The following is a 21,383-nucleotide window of genomic DNA, read 5'->3' on the forward strand; positions in this document are numbered from 1 at the left end:
TCGCTCGGCGAACGGTGCCCCCGGTATGCGGGTCCCCCGAAGACGCGGCTACCGCGTCGCCCGAACAAAAACGTACGGTCTTTCCAGAAATGTCGACGATGACGGCGGCATGGCGAACGCAGGGGGCCATTCGATGCAGGCAGTGATGACCGACGACGTAGTGAGACCAGCACTCAGCGCGCGGGAGATCGAGGTTCTGCGCGCCTGGATCATCAGCGACTCGAAGACGACCGTCGCCCGCACCCTCTACATCTCCCCCGCCACCGTCGGCACCCATATATCCCGCATCCGCGACAAGTACGACGCTGTCGGCCGCCCCGCCGGCTCCAAGGCCTCCCTAGTCGCGCGGGCGTTGCAGGACGGGCATGTGACGTTGGGCGAACTCTGAGCCGGGGGTTGTTCTGCTCCTCTCGAGCTCATGTGACGCGGGATCCCGCGAATTCTGGTGCCGAGAGGAGCAGAAACTCCACCGGTCAGACCACGACGACGGTGACCCCGGCATCGCGGAAGGGCTGCATCTGCTCCTCGGTCGCACTGGCGTCCGTGACCAGGGTGACGCCCTCGGGCAGGGGCGCCCAGGCGTGGAACGGACGCTGACCCAGCTTCGCCGCGTGCGCAAGCACGTAGACCGTGCCGGCGCGTTCGATCATCAACTCCTTGAGCCGCGTCTGCTCCAGCTCGGCCTCGCAGATGCCGCGGTCGGCGGTGACCGCGTCCGCACCGAGGAAGGCGCGGTCGAACGACACCCGTGCCAAAGACGCCTCGGCCAGCGGTCCGACGAATCCCTGCGACAGGTGACGCAGCGTGCCGCCCAGGCACTCGACACGCACGTCGTCGGCATCCGCCAGCGCTTCGAGCGCGGTGAGACCCGCAGCGATGACCGTGAGTCCGGTGGAGTCACGGAGGTACTCGCCCATGGCACCGACGGTGGTGCCGGCGTCGAGCAGCACCGTCTCGCCCGGGTGCACCTCTCCCGCAGCCCACTTCGCGATCGCACGCTTGGCGTCGAAGCCCTCGACCGCACGCTGGCGCAGTGACGACTCGGGGTGCGGATCGAGCGCGATCGCGCCCCCGTACGTGCGCGCGAGAAGTCCCTCGGCGGTCAGCTGCGACAGATCCCGGCGGATGGTCGAGGCCGTCACGCCGAACTGCACCGACAGGTCCTCCACACTTGCCAGACCACTCGTCTTGGCCAGGCGGACGATCTCCGCGCGCCGCGCCTGTGACTCCCTGAGCGCCATACCCGAAACCTAGCCGACGTCGGCGGTACTGGTCGCCAGTTCGGCGGCCTGTCGCAGCGCTTCCACCATGCTGCCCGCCTCGGCGATGCCCTTGCCCGCGATGTCGAACGCGGTGCCGTGGTCGACGGAGGTGCGGATGACGGGGAGTCCCACGGTGATATTCACGCCGGCCTCGATGCCGAGAACCTTGACCGGTCCGTGGCCCTGGTCGTGGTACATCGCGACGATGAGGTCGTAGTCACCGCGACCCGCGAGGAAGAACGCGGTGTCCGCGGGCAGCGGTCCGACCGCGTCGATTCCGTCCGCCTGCAGCTTCTCGACGGCCGGGACGATCTTCTGATCTTCCTCGCCGTACCCGAACAGGCCGTTCTCGCCGGCGTGCGGGTTGATGCCGCACAGGCCGATCTTGGGGTTGCTGTTCCCCGATCGCACCAGCGCCTCGTAGCCGCGGCGGACGGTGCGCTCGACGAGTCCCGGCTCGATCTTCGCGACGGCGTCGAGCAGTCCGATGTGGGTGGTCACGTGGATGACCTTGAGCTTGGGCGTCGAGAGCATCATCGACACCTCCTCGGTACCGGTGAGGTGCGCGAGCAGCTCGGTGTGGCCCGGGAAGATGTGTCCGGCGGCGTGCAGCGCCTCCTTGTTGAGCGGTGCCGTGCAGATGGCCTGGACATCGCCCGCCACGGCGAGTTCCGCTGCGACACGTATGTATTCGTAGGCAGCGTGCCCCGCCACTGCGGATAGCTCACCCCATGCCAGATCCGCGGGCAGCAACCCGAGGTCGACGACGTTGATGCGCCCGCTGGTGAACTCGGCGTCCGCGATGCGCTCGATCGAGACGATGTCGCACTGCACACCCAGGACGTCGGCGGCAAGACGAAGACGCGCGGCGTCACCGATGACGACGGGCCGACACCATCCCGCCACCTTCGCGTCGAGCACGGCGGGGACAATGACCTCGGGGCCGATGCCCGCGCCGTCGCCCATCGTCAGGGCCACCACGGGCAGGTCGAGAGTCTGGAGATCGGTCGATGTCATGGCTGAGTCCTTCGGTCGGAGCGTGGTGTCCGGCGAGTCGCCGGTGAGGTAGGAGTGGATGGCGGACAGGCTGTCTCGATCACCGAAACTGCCCGGCCGCGTGACGACGCGTCGGCCCCGCGGGTCGACGGACACGACAGCGCCGTAATGCACGTGCCCGAGCGGGCGCAGGGTGTCGATGCCGAGCGCGGTGATAACGGCCCGTGCCGTCTCACCGCCGGTGAGCGCGAGGTCGACCGACAGTCCGTCGGTGCCGGCTCGGACGTACTCGGCCAGGGCGAAGGACAGGTCACGGGTTCGTGCGACGTCCACGGAGCCGGTCACGGTAAGCGCGACCGAGCCGTCGCGCAGCGCGGAGGAGAGCGTGTGCGGATCGGACCGTTCGGCGAGCAGGTCGGCCGGGTCCACGGCCAGCAGTCGCACGCCGTCCTCGGCGAGACGCCGCACCTGATCGACGGCCACCGAAGAGGCGGTGCCCACGACGACGAGGACGGGATCGCCCGTGCGCGAGACGGAGCAAGGTGTCGCAGTATCACCGAGACCCCGGGCGACGGCCGCGGCGAGCGCCGAGGTGCCCACCAGTGCCACGTCGGGGCGGTCGGCCACTGCCGCCACCACCGCGTCGAGATCGGCGTCGGACTCGATGTCGCACACGACGACCCCGGTCGCGGCCGAGAGCGCGTCGATGGTGACGAGCGGAGCATCGAGCATGTGTGGCAACGACTCCGGGGGTTCGCCGGACTCGGCGTGCCAGAGGTCGGTGTGGGCAAGCGGCACTCCGTCGACGTGGAGTACGCCGTCTCGCACGAGCCGGTTCAGCAGCGGGAGGCCGCCGGCGACTATCACCGGCCCGCGCTCGGACAGGGCGCGCACCGTGGCTGCGACGTTGCCGCGCAGCAACGAGTCGATTTTCGCGAGAACCCGGCTGCCCGACGGGACGGAGCGCAGCGCGGACGACACCAGCAGTTCCGTCTGCTCGGCGGCCATCGCTCGGGTGTCGAGATCCACGACGGAGACTGCCGCGGAACCGATCACGGCGTCGAGAGTCAAAGACACGTCGGGCGCGCGGTCGAGGAACACCCCGGCCACCTCGGCGGCGCCGGAGAGGTCGTCGGCCAGTACGACGAGTGAGGTCATCGCTGCACCGCCCTTCCCTCTTTTGCGCGAACCACGCACACAACTGTAGCGGAGTTGCGTGTTTCGCGCAGTCGATTCACAACGACGCTCCCGCGCACTGCACGATCGCCTGGCCGGTGATGTTGCGACCGAGAGGGCCGAGCAGGAATCCGATGAGCCCCGCGACCTCCGACGGGTCGATGAAGGCTCCGAGGGGCGGGAGCTTGGGCGGAGTGTGTGAGCGCGAGGGATCTCCCAGCATGGCGGTGTCCGTGGGTCCGGGCGCAACGACGTTGACGGTGATGCCGCGGGACACCAGTTCCATGGCCCACGACCGCGCCATGCCCGTCAGAGCGGACTTGGTGGCGACGTACTGACTCTTGCCGGCATTGCCGGTCATGGTGCGACTTCCGACGAGGACGACGCGGGCACCGGGTTCCAGAGCGTCGACCACGCCGTTCACCAGGACCTCGGCCGCGGCGACATGGACCTGCCACATGTCGCGGAGGTCGTCGACATTCAGCGACCCGAGCGGTGCCGAACGCTGCAGTCCAGCAGCATGAACGACGGCATCGACCGCGGAGAGGCCCGACGCGACCGATGCCACCGCGTCCAGATCGCCCAGGTCGGCCTCGACCCACGTCAGGTTCTCGTGCTCGGTCTCCGGTTGTCGACGACTCAGCCCGGTGACGCGCCACCCATCGTCGAGAAGCGAGAGTGCCGTGGCCGCACCGATTCCCGAGCTGACGCCCGTGACGACGGCGTGCTTCACGACAGCCACTCCGGCCGCACCTCGCAGTACTCGATGGCCTGACGGAAGCGCGTGAAGGCCACGTGCAGCGTCGGGCCGTCGGCCACGATGGACGGGTACGAGAACTCGCGGTTCAATCCGTCACGGGAGTTGTTCGACAGGCAGTACCCGTCGCCCTCCTCCAGGTTTCGGCGCACCGGCCAGGTGACACCGCGATCGGATGAGATCGCCAGGGCCATCGGCGCTCGGGGTGCGCCCCAGAAGGCGTGCCGCGGGTCGCCGTCGTCCAGGGGCGAGTCCTCCTCGACCGTCTCCTGCTTCTCCGCGATGCCGTGATCGTCGATCTCGTCGTACAGCGACAGTCGGCGCGCCGTGGCGTCTTCACGACTGGACTCGTTGTACACCAGGGCGAGTCGGTCGTCGGCCAGCACGACGAACTGCACCGACGAGTTGTTGTTGGGCAGCTCGGTGGGGACGGGAGCGCTCCACGTGTCACCGTCGTCGTCGGAGACGGAACGATAGACGTGGTCCGCCCACCGGCTGCGGTAGAGCGCGACGAGCTGGCCGTCGGACAGGCGGCCGATGTTCATGTGGACGCAGCCGATGCTGTCGGGAACGACTACCTCGCGCCACGTGGCACCGTCGTCGTCGGACACCATGACGCCGGAGTCGTCGCGGTCGCCCACCCACTTGCGTCCCTCGATGCGGACACAGTGGAAGACGGGCAACAGGATCCGGCCGGACGGCAGCGTGACCATGGGCTGGCGCACGAACACGCCACCGGCCTCGGTCTCCGGGATCAGGACGTCGGTCTCGCCCCAGGTGCGCCCGCCGTCGGGCGAGATCCGCCGCAGCACCCGTGCGGTGTCCTGATTGCCGGCGTGCTGCGAGGTCCACAGCAGCCAGATCTCACCGGACTCACGCACGTTGAGCACGGGATTCTGCTCCGACCGCGTCCCGTCGTCCGAGAGGCGGATCGGTTGCGACCACTCGTCGCCGTCCCGTCGTGAGAACCACACGCTGATGTCCGGTACGCCTTCCTGGGTGCCGGCGAACCAGACGCACGCAAGTGAACCGTCCGGCAGCACAGCCAGATTGGCCGCGTGGTTCTGCACCTCGGGCGGGGTCAACAGCGCATCACGGCGCCCGGGCTCGGCGGTGGGGCGGACGATGCCGTCGGCATCCAGGGTGGTGGTCACGGGGATCTCCTCGATCAACTGACGAGTGTCGCGGCGGACAGGTTGTAGGAGTTGGTGGGACGCAGGGTCACATCCTGGATGCGTTCGCGATGCGCCATCACCGACTTGGGAACGAAGGACCACAGGCAGGGCACGGTGTCCCAGATCTGGCGCTGCGCGTCGGCGAGAAGCTGAGTGCGTCGGGTCTCGTCGACCTCCTCGGACGCACGCGCGATGGCCGCGGCGATCTCGGGGAACATGTACCCGTGATAGGTGTCTCGGGTCTGCTCTTTCTCCGGGGTGCCGGCGTACATGCCCTGCATGATGGTGATTGCCAGTCCTGTCGGACTCGGGAATCCGTTGCCCAGGATGTCCCAGTCGCCCGCCTTGCCCTGACGCCACTGCATGATGTCGCCGCCCGGCTCGAACTGCTGCAACGTGGTACGGACGCCGATCGCCGAGAACATTTGGACGACCGACTCCATGATGTCGGTGTCGGCAGCGAACTCGCCCGATTCCCAGATGATCTTGAGTTCCAGATCGGAGATGCCGAGCGCGTCGAGCTCGCCACGCGCCCGCGCCGGGTCGTACGTGTACTCGCCGGTCTCGATGGCGCCGTCGAGGATCGCGGGAATGACGCCCTTGGACGCGGTCGCCGATCCCTGCATGACCTGGTCGATCAGCGCCGAACCGTTGATGGCGTAGGTCAGCGCGCGACGCACCCGAGCATCGGCGAGCGGATGGTCGGCAGGCTTGCGGAAGTTGTAGAACAGCTGGTTGAGCCGGACGCCATCGACCCGGTCGACGACGACGTTCGACAAGCCTTCGAGCTGATCCGCCGCATCGGGCGTGATGGAGTCGATGACATCCACCTCGCCGCTGCGCAGCGTGACGACGCGCGACGACTCCTCGGGAACGAAGCGCACGCGCACTGTCTCGATGTTCGGCGCCGGGCCCCAGTAGGAGGTGTTGCGTTCGAGCGTGTAGTTGCCGGTACCGCGGTCGGCCGACGTCACGACGTACGGGCCGGAGCCGAGCCCGGTCTGCAGTTCCTCGGGCTTGTTGTCGGCCGCCGGCGTGATGAGGATGTTGGACATCAGGTAGTCGAGCACCGGAACGGGCTTGGTGGTCAGCAACGAGAAGCTGGTGTCGTCCATCTGCTCGACCGTCGGCCATTCGGGGAAGAAGCCGCCGACGAACGATCCGTCGACCTCGCTGTACATCCGGATGGCCGTTGCGACGTCCTGCACCTGCACGGGCGAGCCGTCGGAGTACACGGCGCCCTGACGCAGGTGCACGAACCAGCGGGTGGGCTCGACCAGATCGAAGCGGTCGGCGAGGACGAGCTGCGGCTTCAGGTTCGCGTCGATCTCGGTGAGGGCCTGGCGCACGCCGCGCTGCACCGTGAGGGCGGCGTCGAACTGGTTGAGCTTGTTGTCCAGGCTCACCAGCGACCGGTTGAGCGCCAGGCTCACCGTTGTGGGGCCCGGTGTGCCGGTAGGCGTGGCGCACGCACTGGCACCCGCGCCCAACACCACGCCACCACCGAGCAGCATCCCGCCGCGCAGGAGATTGCGGCGGGAGAACTGCTGGTTGAACGGTGATCTGGTCATCGTCGACCTCTCTTCGAACTTCGAGCGTCATGAGGGGTTGCGGGTCAGGAGCGGAGCTGCACTGTGACCGCAAGCACACCTGGACTGTACGCAGGTCTGCACACAACACGCAACTACGAATTACTACTTGCGTGATTCGCGCACAAGTGTCATTGTGAGCTGAGTTACATCGAAGCCCGCGCTCGTGACCAGCCAGCGCAGAGGCATCTCCCGAAAGGTCGTTCGATGCACACCACGAACACATGCGCAGTCCGACGGACGGTGACCCGGTGACCGCCGGCATGATCACGCCCGCCGACGCGCCGGCCGCCGAACCCGCGAAGACGAAGTCGAAGTCCGCGGGCACTGCGCGCTACATCGTCAAGCGGCTCGGTCAGAGCGCGCTCGCGATCTTCCTGACGCTCACTACGGTGTTCGTGCTGATCCGTCTCGCACCCGGCGACCCCGCCTACGCGATGGCGGGCCCGCTGGCTTCCAGCGAGGACATCGAGCGGATCCGTCAGAGCATGGGGCTGGATCAGTCGATCATCACGCAGTACCTGAAGTACCTGCAGGGACTGCTGCAGCTCGATCTCGGAACGTCGTACTCGTTCCAGGCGCCCGCCTTCGACGTGGTGCTCGATCGCCTCCCCTACACACTGACGCTCACGGTCGCCTCGATCGGACTGACGACACTGCTCGCCATCCCTCTCGGTGTCTGGATGGCACGCCGCGCGGACACCCGCCGCGAACTGGGCGCCAACGTCGTCACGATCGCCGGACAGTCGATGCCCGACTTCTGGACGGGCCTGATGCTCATCACCATCTTCGCCGTGGTGATCCCGATCTTCCCGGCCGCCGGCTTCGCGACGTGGTCGTCTCTCGTCCTGCCCATGGTCACCGTCGCCATCCTGCAGATCGCCCTGATCTCCCGCATGGTGCGTCGAGAGATGGTCGGTGCCTTCGGGTCCCAGTACGCGACGGTGGCTCGCGCACGCGGGGTGTCGGAGCGGAAACTCATCTGGCGCTACGCCCTGCGCAACTCGTCCATCCCCGTCCTGACCGCCCTCGGTACACGCTTCGCGTCGATGCTCAACGGTGTCGTGGTGGTCGAGGTCGTGTTCGCCTGGCCCGGTGTCGGATCGCTCGTCGTCCGCGCGCTCGAGACCCGCGACTACCCCCTCATCCAGGCCACCGTGCTCGTCACCGCGGTGCTCGCCGTCCTCGTCCAGCTCCTCGTCGACCTCTGCTACCCGCTTCTGGACCCCCGTGTCCGCCTGGGGAAGGGAACGTCCTAGATGACCACAACACTCGAGCCCCCGCAGGCGGAGCGCCCGTCGGCGGTCACCGCGAAGGACATCGCCAAGGCAGGCCCCACTCGGCGCGCCCGCGACAGCAGACTGAAGATCTGGGTGGGCAGCGTCTGCGCACTCGTCGTGATCCTCCCCGTCGCGTTCGCTCGCGTACTGCCGCTGCAGGATCCGGACGCCACCGATCTCGGAGCTCGCCGTCTCGCACCGCTCACCGACGGCCACCTGTTCGGAACCGACCAGCTCGGACGCGACCTTCTCGCCCGCGTTCTCTACGGCGGTCAGGTGTCACTGCTCGTCGGCATCCTCGCCGTGCTGGTCTCCGGCCTCATCGGCCTGACCCTCGGCTCCATGGCCGGCTACTTCGGCGGCTGGGTCGACACCGTCATCAGCCGGTTGCTCGAAGCGCAGCTGTCCCTGCCGCTGCTCATGATGCTGCTCCTCGTCGTCGCCCTCTTCGGGCCGTCCATCCCGGTCATCACGTTCGTCATCGCGATCGCCCAGTGGCCCGAGATCGCCCGTCTGACACGCTCTCTGGTGCTCGTGGAGCGAGAGAAGCCCTACGTCGCCGCGTCGCGGGTACTCGGACTCGGCAAGGTCGCCATCCTCACGCGCCACATCATCCCGAACGTCATCAAGCAGACCTCGCTGGTGGTACTGCTCCTGCTCGCCCAGGCGGTGCTCCTCGAGTCCGCGCTGAGCTACCTCGGCGCCGGACCGCAGCGACCGTTCGCCACGTGGGGCCGCATCATCTCCGACGGCCAGGACTACATCACGACGTCGTGGTGGCTGGTCACCCTGCCGGGCCTCGTCATCGTGCTCCTCGTCATCGGCGTCAACCTCCTCGGCGACGGTCTGCGCGACCGTCCCGCCGGCTCGGGCCTCAAGGCTCTGCTGGGGCGCTTCGCCATCTCGGGAAAGAAGGCCTGACATGACCGAGTCACTGCTCACCGTCGACGAACTGCAGATCGAGCTGGTCACCGACAACGGCATCGTCCGCGCCGTCGACGGGGTCTCCTTCGACATCGCGCCGGGTGAGACCGTCTGCATCATCGGCGAATCCGGCTCCGGCAAGTCGACCACCGCGATGGGGATACTCGGGCTGCTACCCGACGATCTGGCCGTTCTCTCCGGCCGCGCACGCTGGAAGGGCACCGACATCCTCGGTGACGACAAGGCGCTGCGGAAGATCCGGGGCGCGGACATCGCCCTCATTCCCCAGGACCCGATGACCGCCCTCTCCCCCGTCCACACGGTGGGATCGCAGCTGCGAGAGGCCATCCACCACAGCGGTGTTCGCGGCAAGTCCGCGCAGACCACCCGCGCCGTCGAGTTGCTCGATCAAGTCCACATCGTCAACCCGGCGGACCAGCTGAACAGGTACCCACACCAGTTGTCGGGCGGCATGTTGCAGCGTGTCCTCATCGCATGCGCCCTGGCTGCCGATCCCGACCTCATCGTCGCCGACGAGCCCACCAGCGCACTCGACGTCACCGTTCAGGCCAGCATCCTGGATCTCATGCTCGAACTGCAGGAGCGCACCGGGATCGGCATGCTGCTCATCACCCACGACCTGGGTGTTGCCCGGCTGATGTCCGACCGGATCCACGTCATGAAGTCGGGCCGCTTCGTCGAGAGCGGCGACGCCCAGTCGATGGTCCGCAATCCCCAGAACGCCTACACCAAGAAGCTTCTCGACGCGGTTCCCCAGCTGGGCACCTGGTCGGGCGCACCCGCCGATCAAGGAGTCCCGGCATGAGCCTGTTGACCGTCGACGACCTGGTCGTCGAGTATCCCGTCGCCACCGGCACCTTCCGCGCCGTCGACGGTGTCAGCTTCAGCGTCGACAAAGGCCAAACCCTTGCCATCGTCGGCGAGTCCGGCTGCGGCAAATCAACCATCGCCAAAGCCATCGTCCGGCTCCTGACACCGACGTCGGGACGCATCCTCGTCGACGGTGTCGACATCGCCGGGATGAAGGAGCGAGCCCTCAAGCCCTTCCGCTCTCGCGTGCAGATGGTCTTCCAGGACCCGTACGGCTCGCTGGATCCCCACCTCACGGCCGTCGACATCGTCGGTGAGCCGCTGCGCCTCAAAGGTGTTCGCTCCAAGGCGGACCGGGCTCGACGTGCCGCCGAACTCATCGACCAGGTACAGCTGCCGGCGTCGTCCCTGCACCGCCGTCCCGGCGAGTTCTCGGGAGGTCAGCGTCAACGCATCGGCATCGCGCGCGCCCTGGCGTCCGAACCCGAGATCCTGGTGTGCGACGAGGCCACCAGTGCGCTCGACGTGTCGGTGCAGGCGCAGGTGCTCGACCTGCTGCGCACCATCCAGCACGACACCGGCATCACGTACGTCTTCATCTCGCACAACCTCGGCGTGGTGCGGGAGATCAGCGACAATGTCGTCGTCATGCGCAAGGGCGGCGTGGTCGAGAGCGGCGCCACCACAGACGTTCTGACCAACCCGCAGCACCCGTACACGGCGGCACTGCGCGCCGCGGCACTCGACCCCTCCACGATGGAGGGCGTCAAGCCGCGCTACGTTCTGTCGGGTCGACCGGCACCTACCTCTGGAGTACCCGCATGATGTTCGGCCCCCTGCCTTTCGGTCCGATGGTGCTAGGCACCATGACTTTCGGCGACACCGTCGACCTCCAAGGGTCGCGCGCTCTGCTCGACACCGCACTCGACGCCGGCATCACCCACATCGACACCGCCAACGGGTACGCGGGCGGAGAGTCCGAACGCATACTCGCGCAGTTGCTCGCCGGTCGACGCGACGAGGTCACCCTCGCCACCAAGGGCGGCATGTTCCTCGGCGACGCCGACGGCCACTCGCCCCTGTCACCCGAGGGGCTGCGGCTCGGACTCGAGGCCAGCCTGCGCCGGCTCGGAACCGACCACGTCGACCTCTTCTACCTGCACCAGCCCGACCGCGCGTCGTCGCTCGAGGACACCCTCGGGACCGTCGCGAAGCTCGTGGCCGAGGGCAAGGTGGGAGCGCTCGGCGTCTCGAATTTCGCCGCCTGGCAGATCGCCGAAGTGAATCGCGTGTGCGACGAGGTGGGTGCACCGCGACCCGTCGTCGCGCAGCAGCTCTACAACCTGCTGGCCCGCCGCGTCGAGGAGGAGTACGCCGAGTTCGCCGCCGTCAGCGGCATCACCACGATGGTCTACAACCCGTTGGGCGGCGGCCTCCTCACCGGCAAGCACTCGTTCGACGAAGCTCCCGGCGAGGGACGATTCGGCGATTCGCGCCTGGCCGAGATGTACCGCGAGCGGTACTGGAACACCCAGATCTTCGACGCGATCACGCGCCTGTCCGCGGTGGCGTCGGACGTCGGCATGCCGCTCACCGAGCTCGCCCTGCGCTGGCTGCGATCGAAGCCCCTCACCGGACCGATCCTGTTGGGCGGCTCCAAGACCAGCCACCTGCAGGCCAACATCGACGCACTGGGCCGCGGTCCGTTGTCCGACGACGTCGTCGCCGCGTGCGACGAGGTCGGTGCGGCACTGCGCGGTCCGATGCCTGCCTACAACCGATAGGAACCCTTCATGTCTGCCGCCGATTTCGCCCGTCGCATCCGTTCCCGTGAACGGGCACTGGGCTACTGGTCCGTCATCGACTCCCCCGTCTCCACCGAGTGGCTCGCCCACGTCGGGTGGGACTACATCTGCCTCGATCTGCAGCACGGCCTCATCGGTTACGACGGGATGCTGCGCGGACTCACCGCCATCGACGCGGCGCAGGGCCCGGCCGGACTCGTGCGGGTCGAGTCCAACGACCAGACCTACATCGGCAAAGCACTCGACGCCGGTGCGCGCGGCGTCATCGTGCCGCTGATCGACACCGCCGAGGATGCCGCCCGTGCCGTCTCCTATGTGCGCTACCCACCCGCCGGCGTGCGCTCGTACGGCCCGATGCGCTCGCAGCTACGCGTCGGGCCGCTGCCCGCCGACGCGAACGACGGTGTCGTCGTGCTCGCGATGATCGAGACCCCCGACGGCCTCGAGAACGTCGAGGCCATCTGCGCCGTGCCCGGACTCGACGGCGTGTACGTCGGACCGTCGGACTTGCGCATCGCCGTCGGTGGCGCCTCCCCCTCGGACAGCTCCGTGGACGACGTGTTCGACGCTGCTGTGGTGCGAGTGCAGGAAGCTGCCGCCGCTGCAGGTATCGCGGCCGGCATCCACACCCCCTCCGGCGAGGTCGCGGCGCGGCGTCTGGCGCAGGGCTACACCTTCGCGACCGTGGCCTCGGACCTCACCCACCTCAAGGCCGTGTCCGAGGGGCACCTGAAGGCAGCGCGGGGGTAGTAGTCGGCGCTTCTGCTCCTCTCGAGCTGATGATGCGCGGGATCCCGCGCATTCCGGTGCCGAGAGGAGCAGAAACCCCACCGCTGACACTGCGACCCTCGAATCGCAGAAGGGCCTGTCGGACCACCGCGCTACCTTCTCCCTCCGCATCGACTTCCGGGGGGAATTTATGTGCAACGGGTGCATTTCTGTGCCAGACATCAAGAAGAAAATCGCTCGCCATGGGTGGGCGGTGACGGCGGTCGCGGGCTCGGGACACGAGCACCCCGACTTCGCCTATACGACGGGGCTCACGGAACGCTCACTGCCGGAGCTGATCGTCTACGGACTTCCGCTGCACCTCTCGGGCAGTCTGCTCAACGACATGGCGTCGCAGATGGTGGCGGGGTTCGGGTTGACGTCGGGGATCGTGATCCACAGTGCGTCGGGTGAGGAGCCCGACATCGTCGTCATCCAGGTCGTCACCACGTCGGACATGGTGGTCACCGACGCCCTGTATACGAATTTCACTGCATTACAACTGGTGTGGCCGGATCTGGATGGCCACTTCCCGTGGGAGCCCCAGTACTCGATCTGCGAACACCAGCAGCCGCTCATGGGCGTGGGGTGGGTCTGATCGGTGCGGCCGACGATTCCCGTCGGCCGCACCGACCGATCACAGGGCTGCGATGCCCGCGTAGACAGCGAGTCCCACCAGGACCGCTCCTGTGAGCGCCTGGACCCGACGGTCGACGAGGCACATCAACGACAGGAAGCCGGGCATCGATCCACCGCGTCGGGTGTGCAGGATCGCGAGCGCACTGGGCATGCACCGACCGAGGGAGACTGCGACGAAGACCGCGGCGCCCAGGATCGGCGAGCCGACCGCGGCAACTCCCAGCGCCATCAGGTAGTAGGCACTGGACCTGATGTAGATCAGGAAGCCGGGGCCGATGATCGCGCCGAACAGCAGCGACACCTTCCACGGTTCCATGCTCCGACGGAGGTGGCGCGGAAGTTGCTGTCGACGCATCGGAGTCGGCATACGGAGGACGCCGAGCTCATGCAGTCCGTACAGCAGTGCAAGCGTCGCCCATACGCTGAGAAGGAGGCCCACCGGCACTGAACCGAATGCGAGATGTCCGAGTACGCCGACCGCGACACCGGTCACCGAACCCGTGGCCACCGATCCCAGCGCATGCCACCCCAACCGTCGCATCGGAGTCGACGACCCCGCGCGGCCGGGCTGTTTGGGGGCCACGACGACGCCGGCGACGGACATGCCGCACGTCGACCAGTTGGCGGCCAGAGCGGTGACGGCGCCTGCGCCGATCACCACTCCGGCCAGACCCACCGAGGGACTGGGTGCCGCCACGAGTGCCGCGCCTGCGCCCACGGCTGCCAACGCCGCAGTCAGGCCGGCGCGTGTGCGGACCCCGACGGATCCGGTCAGTGTCGGACGCATCTGCGGCATGTCCTGTTGCAGCGCAGTGTGGTCGATGATGGTGGTCATGATGCCTCCAGTTCTTCGGTCACGTCAGCCGACGTGGATGGTTCCTGACATGTAGGGATGGATGGAGCAGTGGTACTCGACGTCCCCGGCCTCCTCGAAGGTGAACCGGAAGGTGCTGTCGCCGTTGACACCACTGTCGAACACGCCGTCGGCATGGACCTCGTGCAGCAGACCCCCGTCGTCGAACGTCCACTCGACGGTGCCGCCCACCGGGATGTGCACCTCCCGCGGTTCGAACCTGATGTTGCTGATCAGCACTGTCGCGTCGACATCGGGCTCCGACGTGCAGCCCACGGCCAGGAGCAGAACGGCAACAGCGACAACGGTTCTCACTCTTCGACGATCACTGTTCCGAGCATCATCGGGTGCGGTGTGCAGTGGTAGTCGAAGGTCCCGGCCTCGTCGAAGGTGTAGGAGTAGTCGCCCTCGGTCAGGAGCTCGCTCGTGAACAGGCCGCTACTGTCTTCCACGACGTCGTGCGGCAATCCGTTGTCTGCGAATACCCACTGCACCGTCTCACCCTTCTTGATGGTGACCGACGCGGGGTTGTAGCTCATGTTCTCCACCGTGACCGTCGCAGCCGGCGCCGCACTCCCCTCCTCCTCACTGCTGCAGGCGGTGAGCCCGAGAAGTGCCGACAGGGTCGCGAGAAGTACCAGAAATTTCTTCATGACTGTGCCTCTCATCTGATGTACATCATGTTCGCGGTCATTCCCGCTTCGAAGTGATAGGCGTTGTGGCAATGAAACATCCACTCCCCCGGGTTGTCCGCGTCGAACTCGATCGCCAGGGAGGTGCCGGGGAGGACGTTGACCGTGTCCCGGCGCAGGCCGCCGTAGTCGGGTATCGCGAAGGTGTGTCCGTGCGTGTGCATCGGGTGCCACATGGTGGAGGTGTTGGTCATCGTGATGCGCACGCGCTCGCCCTGCTTCATGACGAGCTTGCCCGCGTCGGCTCCGGCCATCGCCCACACGTAGCGGTCGCCCGCCTGCAGCAGATCGACCCGGTAGTCGCGGTCCACCGGCTTCGAGGACAGAACGACGCTCTCGGCCGGGCGGAGGTCACTCTCGAGGACCAGTTGCCGCGACAACTCGGGGATAGTGCCCCCCACATCGGGGTTCGCGAGAGGCGCCGCGTCGGTGCTCCGCAGCACTGTCGACGCGTACCCCGGCCGACCTTCGACCGCGGCGACGACGGGCCACGCACCGGAGGCAACGGTCACCGTGACGTCATAGCGCTGCGCCATGCCGATCAGAATGGCGTCCGTCTCGGTGGGCACCACGTCGTAACCGTCCACTGCCACCACTGTCAGCCGGTGACCGGCGACGGCGAATCGATACGGCGTCTCGGCACCTGCGTTGATGATGCGCAGTCGCAACCGGGATCCCGGCGCAGCCTCGATCACCGCCGGATCGTTCGGAGGTCGGCCGTTGACGAGGTGCATCGGGTAGGCGATGTGCTGGGTCATACCGCCGAGGACGGCGGAGTCGCCGTGTCCGCCCGAGGTGAGCGACGTCGCCACCGCCGCGTCGTCGGCACCGATGGGAGCCGGCATGGCTGCGCCTCCGCCGTGGCCGGCATGTCCGCCGCTGAGAGCAGGGTTGAGAGCAGCCATCACGGCGTCGGGTGTCGTTCCCATCCCGTCGACCCAGTCGTCCAGCACGAGAACGGCATCCGCGTCGGCACCCGACGCATCGTTCGGATCTTCGACGACCAGAGCACCGAACAGACCGCGATCGGCCTGCAGGCCCGAGTGCGAGTGATACCAGTAGGTTCCGGGATCAGGAGCGACGAAGGAATAGTCGAACGAAGTTCCCGACGCGATGGCGGCCTGCGTCACCGGTGGTACACCGTCCATGTCGTTGCGGACGCGGATGCCGTGCCAATGGATGCTGGTGTCGGCGGGAACACCGTTGTTGATCGACGCGGTCAGAGTGTCTCCCGCGCTCAGCCGCAGTTCCGGTGCAACGGCACCGGCGCCGTAGGTCCACGTGTTCACCAGTCGGCCGCCGAGGTCGACGGTCGAGAGACCCGCGGCGAGTGCGAACGAGGCGGTCCGACCCGTCGACGTCCGCGCTGCCTCGGCCGCAGCAACTTCCGGGTCCGTGGGCGAGATGTAGTCGAGCTTCTCGCCGGAGCCGGATGCAGATCCGGAATCGGAACTGCATCCGGCCACACCGAGTGCGCCGATTCCTGCCAGGCCTACGCCGGCTGCCGCCAAGGACAGGAACCGTCGGCGATCGAGCATCGACCGGGGTGCCGGTCGAGTCATTCGATCACCTCGGGAGTGATCAACGTCGTCACCGCGTTCACGTTGCCGTCGAGGTCGACGGACGAGACCTGCTCGCCGCTGGTGGCATCGAAGCCCACCAACTTCTGCGGAGCTTCACCGTCGACTTCCGCGCCGTCGCCCAGCACGTAGAAGGTACGACCGTCCACGCTGTACGCCATGGAGGTGAAGCTCTCGATCCCGATGTCGGCCAACGAGTACGACCGAACGGGTGCGAGGTTCGCGGCGTCGAACACCACCACCTTGGCCACCGAACCGCCACGTGCGGAGTCCGGGTGAACGATGCTGTCGGTGTAGGTGACGGCGAGACGAGTCCCGTCGGCGTTGATGACATTCTCGGAGAACCGGCCCGACGGATCACCGGCGTTGCCGACGGGAGTGACGGGTGCGGTCGGAAGGCCGTCGGAGAAGTCGAACACGAAGACGTCACCGTTCTCGCTCACGAGCAGAGCCTTCGACGCGTCGGCAGCGAACGTCGTCTTGCGGGCGCTGACGAAGTCGTCGGGCAGGACCTTCTCGCGGCCCACCTCGGTGGGCACTCCGTCGTCACCGATGTTGATGTGCAGCAACTCTCGGGTGTCTTCGCACACGCTGTAGAGGTCGTGACCGACCATCCATGTGAACGGGCCACACCCCACGATGCGAAGAGCACCGCTTTCCGTACCCGCTTCCAGGTCGACCACCCTGATTCCGTAGAGGCCGTCGTCCCAGCTGACGAAGTACTTGCCGTCCGAGGTCACGGCGTTCGAGCCTTCGCGCGAGTGCACTCGGGCTACATCGGGAAGGACGGCTTCCTTCGGTTCGAGCAGGTTGCCCGAGTACGTACTGACGACGAAATCCGCAGCGCCGCGGGATCCACGCGGGCGCCAGACCTCGGCCGCGAGAACGGCAGGGTCGCTGGGCGTCTCGCCGACGAACCCGTGAACCACGGGGTCCCAGATGCCGGGACCGACAGTGACACGGGTGGTGATGTCTCCGGATGCCGGGTCGATGGCGTTGACCGTCATCTCGAGTTTGCCGAAGCCGCCCTCGATACCCAGAATCTGGTCGGCGCCGATCGGCGTGATCTCCCCGACGTGCAGCGGTTCGGGAATCTCGCCGGTGATCTCCTGGTCCTCGGTTCCGAGCCCGATACCGTCGCCCGGCGCCGTGAAATCGACGCTGGGATAGGTCACGTCGGTCGACGACGCGGCATCCTCGGTGTCGTCGCTCGAGGAACTGCACGACGTCACGGCGAGCAGTGCGGCCAGGGGCGCTGCGACGAGCAGCGCAGAACGTGGTCGCCTCACGAGCCCGCACCCACCTTGGGCCGCGCTGCCGGACGTGCCTGGCAGTCGGCGCCGACGATCGGGGCCATGGTGCACGTGTACGCCTGGGATTCGTCGGATACGCACCAGATGATCTCCTGGTCGTAGCTGCCGCTGACCGGGTTGTACATCGTCGCCTGCATGTCCGGTTCGCCGCAGAAAGCGTTGGAGCAGCTCGGTGCACCGCAGCAGTCGTAGTAGGCGATCAGGTAGGTCTTGCCGTCGGCCGGGTTGGTACAGCAGCCCACCCAGAACTCCGCACCGGGCTTCGACCCCGGGGCGCAGGTGGTGAGTCCACCGCCTTCACATGCAGCACAGGACGTTCCGTCCATGCTGCACCACCGCCAGTAGTCGCATTCGGCCGGATTCGATCCGGTGTACTCGGGTACCTGCGGTTCCGGGGTGGGCGCCGCGGGAGTTTCCTGGGCATAGGCACGCGAGACCGGGAGCGAGCTCACGACGGCGACTCCGGAGGCTCCCAGCGTCCAGCGGCCGATCCTCGAGATCATCGATCGGCGCGACACGCGTTCGGACAGTCTGCGGCCGGACCTGCTGGCGAAACTTCCGCCTCGTCCTGCCATCCACTCCGCCTGCTCGGCGACGGTGTTCTCGTCGACAGGGAAGCGCTGCTCGGTGCCGGCCGCGGACTGCGGATCGTGTGGGTGCGAGTGTTGGTCCATGTGCTCTCCGCTCGAGAAGTGGGGGTGGGAAATGGTCAGGCGACGCCCGCGCGGTTCGCGGCGGCGCGGGTATGGAGGTGCTGGAGCGACGGGGTGTCGGATTCGAGTGCGTTGAGCAGACTTTCGACCTGGGCCATGTGGTTGCAGAGGCCCTTGGCTTTGATCTTCCCGTGCTGGTCGAGCATCACTCCGAAAGGTGTGGTGCCCACCTGGTACGCGATGCCGACGTCGCGGCCGTCGACGTAGCTCATCTCCGAGCCGATGCCTGCGCCGGCGAGGAACTCGGCGTGCTCCGCGGGGGTGCCGTCCGAGATCATCACGATGTCCAGGTCACCTTCGCCCTTGGCCATCGACTTCATGCCCGGGAGAAGGGATTTGCACGTCGAGCATCCAGGCGCCGTGAAGAGGAGCAGCTGCGGACGGTCTCTGTGTCCGCCGACGCTGACCGTCCGACCGACATGGTCGGTGAGACCGTGGAAGGTCGGCCCGACCTGTTCGATCTTGGGCCCCGTGTCCATCATGCGAGCCCCCAGTGGACCGAGCCGCACCTGGACGCGGCCGATCTCCCGAGCGAGACCCAGAATCATCAACAGCAGGACGGCAACGGCAACGGTCAGGACGAGAACCATGGTGACGAGGAAGACGGTCATCGAAGAGCCTTTCGGAAATCAGTAACGGCTGACGGACGAGGTGGCGCGGAACTCGATCGCCGCGTTGGTGAGGTAGTCGTCGATAGGGCGACGACCGAAGGACATGACCGACCGGGCGTACAGGGCGACGCACACCATGCCCACGACGAAGAGTCCGACGGCTGCACCGGCGACTCGGTCGACGACACCGAGCTGGGGCGTCACCGTCACCACTGCCGCGGCGAGAGCGAACCCGGCGGCCCGCGCGGCGTGCCACCACCCGATGTGCGGGATTTCGTCGCCGCCGGCGGCGAAGGCGAAGCACCCGCAGTCGAGGTCCCGGCGACCACGCGCCAAGTTGACTGCCAGTCCCACGAAGAACGCCGCGAACAACGCTGCGGCGGCGAGACCACTCAGGAACGGTGCGATTCCGAGAACCAGCGCGCACCCCACTGCCACCTCGGCTGCGGGCAATGTCCTGCCGACGACGGTCGCGGCCGCGTCGGGAAGCAGTCGGTAGCCCTTGACAGCGCGTACCGTCCTGCCGTCGTCCTTCAGTTTCGGAACTCCGGCGACGAGAAGAATCCCGCCGACGATGCTCGACAGCGCGGCCCAGAGCATCGCTGCCCCCTCTCGTCCGTGTCGACGCCGTCCCGTCGATCGGTCCGGCTGAGAAACAGCATGAAAGGCGGATGCGTCGAAATCGCTGCGTGTGCGTTACGTGCTGCGCCGCTCGACGTGGACCCCGAATTGTCACCTAAGGCCAGGTCAGGGCTCCGCCACAGGCGGTCGTGTGGACGACGTCACCTGGCGAGCGGCCGCGATCCGCGACTTTGACGACCGATTCCCACTTGGCACACCCACCGCTGTCATCACGGAAACATGAAGGAAACGGTCGAGTCGTACAGTGCGTTTTCCTGATGCCCGACGACCCGAAGGACTGATCGATGAACACCAGCTCGCTTCGGGCCGCGCTCGATCAGGCCGCCGCAGCGGATCACTCGGCCACTCCTGTGTACTCGCCGTTGAGTGCACTCGGACGGCGCCGACTGACTCCGATCGACTTGTTGGGTCAGTCGCTGTCCACGATGGCGCCCGCCACGTGCATGGTGTTCATCGCGTTGTGGATGTCGACGGTCGGCGCCGGAGTCGGTGGACTGCTCGCGATCATCGGCGCCACGCTGGTCATGGCCCTCGTCGCCCTGTGCATCCGCCAGTTCACTGTGCGACTCGCCGCGTCCGGGTCGCTCTACAGCTTCGTCGCGCACGGACTCGGACGGCGTGCGACGTTGACGACGGCCGCGGCCCTGCTGGTCGGATATCTGGGTGTGTCGATCTCCGTGTTGTCCAATGCCGGCGACAACCTGATGCGCGTGGCCGACGTGACGGGTGTCGGCCTCGGCGGCGACTACACACTCGCGGCGTGCGCAGCGATCGCCGTCGTCGTGGCGCTCATCGCCGTTCGGGGCGTCCGATTCGCCACACGGACGATCCTCGTCATCGAGTTGTGCACTCTCGCAGTGATCGTCGTGTTGCTGTTCCGTGCGCCTGTCGCCGTCGACGTGTCGACGCAGTGGTCGGCGCCCGTCGGATTCGCCTTGTTCCTTGCGATGCAGACGGTCCTCAGCCTCGCAGGCTTCGAGAGCGCGGCATTCTTCGGTCCGGAAGCACGTACTCCGCTGCGCTCGGTGTCCCGCGCGGTCCTCCTGTCTCCGATTCTGGTGGGAGTGCTGTACGTCTTCGCGGGATGGGCGGGGATGACAGGTCATGCGGGCACTCTGCTGAACGCGTATTTCGGCGGCGTCGATTCGGGCGTGGGCTCGCTGCTGGTCGTCGCCGTGAATGTCGGTGTGTGCTCGTCATGGATTGCCTCCACGCTCGGATTTGCCCAGGCCGGTTCACGACTCGTCTACTCGATGAGTGTCGAACGCATCGTTCCGGGCGTCTTCCGACACGTTCACGCTCGATGGAAGACGCCCTATGCGGCGGTCGTGGTGTTCGTCGGCGCGTCGATGATCGGCGCCCTGTTCCACGACCCCGACGAGGTGGCGAGCAGTTACGACGTGGTGGTCGAGGTCGCGCTCATCCTGGGATACACGATGGTCGCGTTCGCCGCGGTCAACTTCCTGGCGCGGATCGGCGAACACACGACGTGGACCCGGCTGTGCGGCGCGTTCGCGGCCGGCGCCGGAACCAGCCTTCTTCTGTTCGTCGTGGTCCAGTCCCTCGATACCTGGTTCTACGTGGCGTGGTTCGTGATCCTCGGCGGCTCGGGAACGGCGTGGTACGCGATCCTGGAGCGGTGGCGACCGGCCAGCATCAGGTCCATCGGGGTGTTCGACAGTATCGAAACTGCCGATCTCTTACCGGGGTCCGCAGAGCTGGCCGTCGACGCGGACGGCAGGCCCGTCCTGAGCGCTCCTCGTCACGGGCGGTAGCG

At 67.1% G+C, this 21,383-nt stretch carries 22 protein-coding genes; 9 read left to right on the forward strand and 13 right to left on the reverse strand.

Going from position 1 to position 21,383, the window contains the following annotated elements; genetic code table 11:
• Positions 1–145: 145 nt before the first annotated feature.
• Positions 146–388 carry a response regulator transcription factor gene (locus ASG64_RS10220; protein WP_056074301.1) on the forward strand — a complete coding sequence of 81 codons (243 nt, stop codon included), beginning with the start codon at positions 146–148 and terminating at the stop codon, positions 386–388.
• A gap of 85 nt (positions 389–473) precedes the next feature.
• Here ASG64_RS10220 and ASG64_RS10225 read toward each other — a convergent pair whose 3' ends face one another.
• The 5 genes from ASG64_RS10225 to ASG64_RS10245 all read right to left on the reverse strand — a co-directional run bounded on the left by ASG64_RS10225 (position 474) and on the right by ASG64_RS10245 (position 6,937).
• The gene (locus ASG64_RS10225; protein WP_056073300.1) at positions 474–1,241 is read right to left on the reverse strand and encodes a DeoR/GlpR family DNA-binding transcription regulator; all 768 of its coding nucleotides are present in this window, start codon (positions 1,239–1,241) and stop codon (positions 474–476) included.
• Between the two features lie 9 nt (positions 1,242–1,250).
• Positions 1,251–3,416: a 4-hydroxythreonine-4-phosphate dehydrogenase PdxA gene (gene pdxA / locus ASG64_RS10230; RefSeq protein ID WP_056073303.1), complete on the reverse strand. Its 2,166-nt coding sequence runs from the start codon at positions 3,414–3,416 to the stop codon at positions 1,251–1,253.
• Between the two features lie 76 nt (positions 3,417–3,492).
• Entirely contained in the window at positions 3,493–4,176 is a 684-nt protein-coding gene (locus ASG64_RS10235) for an SDR family NAD(P)-dependent oxidoreductase (protein WP_056073306.1), read from the reverse strand.
• Positions 4,164–5,345, reverse strand: a complete 1,182-nt coding sequence (locus ASG64_RS10240; protein ID WP_056074302.1) for a sialidase family protein — start codon at positions 5,343–5,345, stop codon at positions 4,164–4,166. Before ASG64_RS10240 ends, ASG64_RS10235 begins: the two co-directional genes overlap by 13 nt.
• Before the next feature lie 14 nt (positions 5,346–5,359).
• On the reverse strand, positions 5,360–6,937 hold the full coding sequence (locus ASG64_RS10245) for an ABC transporter substrate-binding protein (RefSeq protein ID WP_056073309.1): 1,578 nt from the start codon (positions 6,935–6,937) through the stop codon (positions 5,360–5,362).
• Positions 6,938–7,179: 242 nt separating this feature from the next.
• Between ASG64_RS10245 and ASG64_RS10250 the strand changes: the two genes are divergently transcribed.
• From ASG64_RS10250 to ASG64_RS10280, 7 genes are all read left to right on the forward strand, one after another.
• Positions 7,180–8,214, forward strand: coding sequence for an ABC transporter permease (locus ASG64_RS10250; RefSeq protein WP_235579565.1), 1,035 nt, complete (start codon positions 7,180–7,182; stop codon positions 8,212–8,214).
• A complete protein-coding gene (locus ASG64_RS10255) occupies positions 8,215–9,156 on the forward strand; it encodes an ABC transporter permease (protein ID WP_056073313.1) in 942 nt (313 codons plus the stop codon).
• A 1-nt stretch (position 9,157) separates the two neighbouring features.
• Complete coding sequence (locus ASG64_RS10260) at positions 9,158–9,985, forward strand: ABC transporter ATP-binding protein (RefSeq protein WP_051613142.1); 828 nt, start codon at positions 9,158–9,160, stop codon at positions 9,983–9,985.
• Positions 9,982–10,815, forward strand: coding sequence for an ATP-binding cassette domain-containing protein (locus tag ASG64_RS10265; RefSeq protein WP_042575662.1), 834 nt, complete (start codon positions 9,982–9,984; stop codon positions 10,813–10,815). Before ASG64_RS10260 ends, ASG64_RS10265 begins: the two co-directional genes overlap by 4 nt.
• Before the next feature lie 26 nt (positions 10,816–10,841).
• Positions 10,842–11,774, forward strand: a complete 933-nt coding sequence (locus ASG64_RS10270; RefSeq protein WP_268793334.1) for an aldo/keto reductase — start codon at positions 10,842–10,844, stop codon at positions 11,772–11,774.
• 9 nt (positions 11,775–11,783) lie between these two features.
• A complete protein-coding gene (locus tag ASG64_RS10275; protein ID WP_056073316.1) occupies positions 11,784–12,545 on the forward strand; it encodes an HpcH/HpaI aldolase family protein in 762 nt (253 codons plus the stop codon).
• Positions 12,546–12,735: 190 nt separating this feature from the next.
• Entirely contained in the window at positions 12,736–13,161 is a 426-nt protein-coding gene (locus tag ASG64_RS10280) for a DUF4262 domain-containing protein (protein ID WP_162245519.1), read from the forward strand.
• Between the two features lie 39 nt (positions 13,162–13,200).
• Here the strand turns inward: ASG64_RS10280 and ASG64_RS10285 are convergent, their stop codons facing one another.
• Genes ASG64_RS10285 through ASG64_RS10320 form a run of 8 tightly spaced genes read right to left on the reverse strand, consistent with a single transcriptional unit; the run spans position 13,201 to position 19,564 of the window.
• A complete protein-coding gene (locus ASG64_RS10285; protein ID WP_056073323.1) occupies positions 13,201–14,037 on the reverse strand; it encodes a hypothetical protein in 837 nt (278 codons plus the stop codon).
• 24 nt (positions 14,038–14,061) lie between these two features.
• Positions 14,062–14,370 carry a biphenyl 2,3-dioxygenase gene (locus ASG64_RS10290; RefSeq protein ID WP_042575610.1) on the reverse strand — a complete coding sequence of 103 codons (309 nt, stop codon included), beginning with the start codon at positions 14,368–14,370 and terminating at the stop codon, positions 14,062–14,064.
• Positions 14,367–14,708, reverse strand: coding sequence for a cupredoxin domain-containing protein (locus ASG64_RS10295; RefSeq protein WP_056074304.1), 342 nt, complete (start codon positions 14,706–14,708; stop codon positions 14,367–14,369). Before ASG64_RS10295 ends, ASG64_RS10290 begins: the two co-directional genes overlap by 4 nt.
• A gap of 11 nt (positions 14,709–14,719) precedes the next feature.
• A complete protein-coding gene (locus ASG64_RS10300; protein WP_056073325.1) occupies positions 14,720–16,309 on the reverse strand; it encodes a multicopper oxidase family protein in 1,590 nt (529 codons plus the stop codon).
• Positions 16,306–17,616 carry a hypothetical protein gene (locus tag ASG64_RS10305; protein ID WP_056073328.1) on the reverse strand — a complete coding sequence of 437 codons (1,311 nt, stop codon included), beginning with the start codon at positions 17,614–17,616 and terminating at the stop codon, positions 16,306–16,308. Before ASG64_RS10305 ends, ASG64_RS10300 begins: the two co-directional genes overlap by 4 nt.
• Positions 17,613–18,314 carry a methylamine dehydrogenase light chain gene (locus ASG64_RS10310; protein ID WP_042575613.1) on the reverse strand — a complete coding sequence of 234 codons (702 nt, stop codon included), beginning with the start codon at positions 18,312–18,314 and terminating at the stop codon, positions 17,613–17,615. The genes ASG64_RS10305 and ASG64_RS10310 overlap by 4 nt, the downstream gene beginning before the upstream one ends.
• A gap of 35 nt (positions 18,315–18,349) precedes the next feature.
• A complete protein-coding gene (locus tag ASG64_RS10315) occupies positions 18,350–18,964 on the reverse strand; it encodes a redoxin domain-containing protein (RefSeq protein WP_056073331.1) in 615 nt (204 codons plus the stop codon).
• A gap of 18 nt (positions 18,965–18,982) precedes the next feature.
• Positions 18,983–19,564 (reverse strand): MauE/DoxX family redox-associated membrane protein, encoded by a 582-nt coding sequence (locus tag ASG64_RS10320; RefSeq protein WP_056073332.1) that lies wholly within the window; start codon positions 19,562–19,564, stop codon positions 18,983–18,985.
• A gap of 326 nt (positions 19,565–19,890) precedes the next feature.
• Between ASG64_RS10320 and ASG64_RS10325 the strand changes: the two genes are divergently transcribed.
• Positions 19,891–21,381 (forward strand): APC family permease, encoded by a 1,491-nt coding sequence (locus ASG64_RS10325; RefSeq protein WP_056073335.1) that lies wholly within the window; start codon positions 19,891–19,893, stop codon positions 21,379–21,381.
• Positions 21,382–21,383 lie beyond the last annotated feature (2 nt).

Origin of the sequence: Rhodococcus sp. Leaf247 (assembly GCF_001426185.1) — a bacterium.
Taxonomy (GTDB): Bacteria; Actinomycetota; Actinomycetes; order Mycobacteriales; family Mycobacteriaceae; genus Rhodococcoides.